This is a genomic window from Arthrobacter sp. SW1, from assembly GCF_001766675.1.
Classification (GTDB): Bacteria; Actinomycetota; Actinomycetes; order Actinomycetales; family Micrococcaceae; genus Arthrobacter.
The window spans coordinates 1-3666 of record NZ_MJLT01000024.1 but is presented as its reverse complement, the minus strand read 5'-3'; the positions used below and the strand labels follow the sequence as shown (position 1 = coordinate 3666).

The following is a 3666-nucleotide window of genomic DNA, read 5'->3' as shown; positions in this document are numbered from 1 at the left end:
GGCGGCGTGCTGTACGCCTTCGCGCAGGACCAGCTGCGGGAGTTCGCCGAGGCCACCGGCATCCCCGTGGGCTGGACCCAGGCCGGCGTCGGCGTGCTGCCGTGGAACCACCCGCAGGCGCTCGGTGCCATCGGGTCAACCGGTACGACGGCGGCGAATGCCCTGGCGCGCGAGGCGGACCTGGTGATCGGTGTCGGTACCAGGTACGAGGACTTCACGACGGCGTCGCGCACTGCCTTCCAGAACGAGGGCGTGTCCTTCGTGAACATCAACGTCGCCGCGATCGACGCCTACAAGCACGGCACCTCGCTGCCGATCGTGGCAGACGCCCGCAAGGCGCTCGAAGCGCTCACTGCGGAACTGGCCGGGTCCTACTCGGTGAGTACCGACGTCGCCGGCGAAATCGCGGAGGAAAAGGCCCGCTGGGACGCAACCGTGGACGCCGCCTTCGCCCAGCGCTTCGCACCCCTTGTTTCGCAGAACGCGATCATCGGGGCCACCAACCGGGCCATGGCCCCGGAAGACGTGCTGATCTGCGCGGCAGGCTCCCTTCCCGGTGACCTGCACAAGATGTGGCGCATTCAGGACCCCTTCGGCTACCACGTGGAATACGCCTTCTCCTGCATGGGCTACGAGATCGCCGGCGGCCTGGGCGTCAAGCGCGCGGCACTGGACGAAACGAAAGCCGGAGGCGCGGACCGCGACGTGGTGGTCATGGTGGGGGACGGCTCCTACCTGATGATGCACACCGAACTGGTCACCGCCGTCGCCGAGGGCATCAAGCTGATCGTGGTCCTCATCCAGAACCACGGCTACGCCTCGATCGGTTCGCTCTCCGAATCCCTCGGTTCGCAGCGCTTCGGCACCCAGTACCGGGTGCTGGACAAGGCCACGCACAGCTTCGATTCCGGAGACAAGCTTCCGATCGACCTGGCCACCAACGCCGAATCCCTCGGCGCAACGGTCTACCGGATCGAACCGGGGGAGAACGTCATTGACGACCTCGAGGCCGCGATCGCCAAGGCCAAGGCCGCCCCGGAAGGAACCGGACCGATCGTGATCCACGTCGAATCCGATCCCTTGATCGACGCCCCGTCCTCGGAATCCTGGTGGGACGTTCCCGTCTCCGCCGCCGCCGAACTCGACAGCACCAAGGACGCCCGCAAGGTCTACGAAGACTGGAAGGCCGTCCAGAAGCCCCTGCTGGGCTGAGTCCCGTTCCGGACCACCGGCAACCATCCGCAGCAGCACAAACCTGCAGAGAGAAACACACATGAGCATCAAGACCATCCCCCACTTCCTCAACGGCGCGGAAAGCAACGGCAACGGTAGCCGCACCCAGCCCGTGTACAACCCGGCCACCGGTGAACAGACCGGAGAACTCCGCCTGGCGGACGCCGCCGACCTGCAGGCCGCCGTCGCTAACGCCAAGGCCGCCGCCGAAAGCTGGAACGACATCTCCCTGGCCCGCCGCACCGCCGTGCTGTTCAAGTTCCGCGAACTCGTCGCAGCGCACGCGGACGAATTGGCCGCCCTCATCACCGCAGAACACGGCAAGGTCATCTCCGATGCCAAGGGCGAGATCGGCCGCGGCCTGGAAGTCATCGAATTCGCCTGCGGTGTTCCGCAGCTGCTCAAGGGCGCCTACTCGGACCAGGCCTCCACCGGCATCGACGTGTTCTCCTACCGCCAGCCGCTCGGCGTGGTCGCGGGCATCACGCCCTTCAACTTCCCCGTGATGGTGCCGCTCTGGATGGCTCCCGTAGCCATCGCCACCGGCAACGCCTTCATCCTCAAGCCCTCCGAACGGGACCCCTCGCCGTCGCTGCTGCTGGCGAAGCTGTGGAAGGAAGCCGGCCTGCCGGACGGCGTGTTCCAGGTGCTGCACGGCGGCAAGGAAACCGTGGACGGCCTCCTCACCCACCCGGACGTGGACGCGATCTCCTTCGTGGGCTCCACCCCGATCGCCAAGTACGTCCACGAAACCGCCACCGCGCACGGCAAGCGCGTCCAGGCCCTGGGCGGCGCCAAGAACCACGCCATCATCCTGCCCGACGCCGACCTCGACAACGCCGCCGACCACCTCGCCGCCGCGGCCTTCGGTTCSGCCGGCGAACGCTGCATGGCCATCTCCGTTGCGGTCGCCGTCGGCGATGCCGCCGATGACCTGGTGATCAAGGTGAAGGAACGCGCCGAAGCGGTCAAGGTCGCCGAAGGCACCGAGCCCGACGCCGAAATGGGCCCGATCATCACCCCCGCATCCCGGGACCGCATGAAGGGTATTGTCACCGCCGCTGCCGACGCCGGCGCCGAGCTGGTGGTGGATGGCCGCGAATTCACCGTGGCCGGCAAGGAAGGCGGAAACTGGTTCGGCCCCACCGTGATCGACAAGGTCACCACCGACATGGAGGCCTACTCCGAGGAGATCTTCGGCCCCGTGCTCTCCGTGGTCCGGATTGACACCGTGGAAGAAGCCATCGACTTCATCAACGCCAACCCCTACGGCAACGGCACCGCGATCTTCACCTCCTCCGGCGCCAACGCCCGCAAGTTCCACCGCGGCGTCCACGTGGGCATGATCGGCATCAACGTTCCCATTCCGGTTCCTGTGGCGTACCACTCCTTCGGCGGCTGGAAGAACTCGCTCTTCGGCGACAAGCACATCTACGGCGAAGAGGGCGTGGCCTTCTACACCCGGGCCAAGGTGGTCACCTCCCGCTGGCCGGAACCGAAGCAGCACTCCGGCGCCAGCTACAACTTCCCGTCCAACTAGCATCCTCGCTCGGGTTTCGACAGGCTCAACCACCGGTGGTTGAGCCTGTCGAAACCCACCGACGGCAAAGGAAAATCCATGACAGAGAACAAGTTCATCATCGGCACCGCACCGGATTCCTGGGGTGTGTGGTTTGCCGATGACCCCAAACAGACCCCGTGGGAGCGCTTCCTCGACGAAGTGGTCGCCGCAGGCTACAAGTGGATCGAATTGGGTCCGTACGGGTACCTGCCCAACGACCCCGCACGCCTGGCCGAAGAACTCAAAGCCCGCGACCTCAAGGTATCCGCAGGCACCGTGTTCACGGCCTTCCACCGTGGCCGTGACCAGTGGGAAGAAGCCTGGGAACCCGCCCGCAAGGTGGCCGAACTGACCGCCGCCGTGGGCGGCGAACACATCGTGGTCATCCCCGCCATGTGGCGCGACGACGTCACAGGCGAAGCCGTGGAAAGCGGTGAACTCAGCGCCGAACAGTGGGACTCCCTCTTCAAAGGCCACGATGAACTGGGCCGCCGCCTGCAGGAACAGTTCGGCCTGAAGCAGCAGTTCCACTCCCACGCTGACTCCCACGTGGAGAACCAGACGGACATCGAACGGCTCCTGCAGAACACCGACCCCGGGCTGCTGACTCTCTGCCTGGACACCGGCCACGCCGAATACGGCGGGGCCAGCAGCGTGGACCTCATCCGCAAATACCCCGAGCGCATCGGCTACCTGCACCTGAAGCAGATCAACCCGGACATCCTCGCCAAGGTCCGGGCGGAGAACAAGACCTGGGCCCAGGCCAACCTGGACGGCGTCATGACCGAGCCGCCCACCGGGCTGCCGGACCTCAACGAGGTCATCCTCGAGGTCGAGAAGCTGGACCGCCCGGTCTTCGGCATTGTGGAACA

3 protein-coding genes are annotated in these 3666 nt (G+C 66.1%); all 3 read left to right on the top strand.

Annotated elements, in window-relative coordinates:
* Window positions 1–1212: thiamine pyrophosphate-dependent enzyme (locus BIU82_RS11700; protein WP_253182759.1), on the top strand; the 1212-nt coding region annotated here is incomplete at its 5' end.
* Window positions 1213–1273: 61 nt separating this feature from the next.
* Window positions 1274–2773 (top strand): CoA-acylating methylmalonate-semialdehyde dehydrogenase, encoded by a 1500-nt coding sequence (locus BIU82_RS11695; RefSeq protein ID WP_070349658.1) that lies wholly within the window; start codon window positions 1274–1276, stop codon window positions 2771–2773.
* Between the two features lie 78 nt (window positions 2774–2851).
* A partial coding sequence (locus tag BIU82_RS11690) for a sugar phosphate isomerase/epimerase (RefSeq protein ID WP_070349657.1) occupies window positions 2852–3666 on the top strand: 815 nt, incomplete at its 3' end.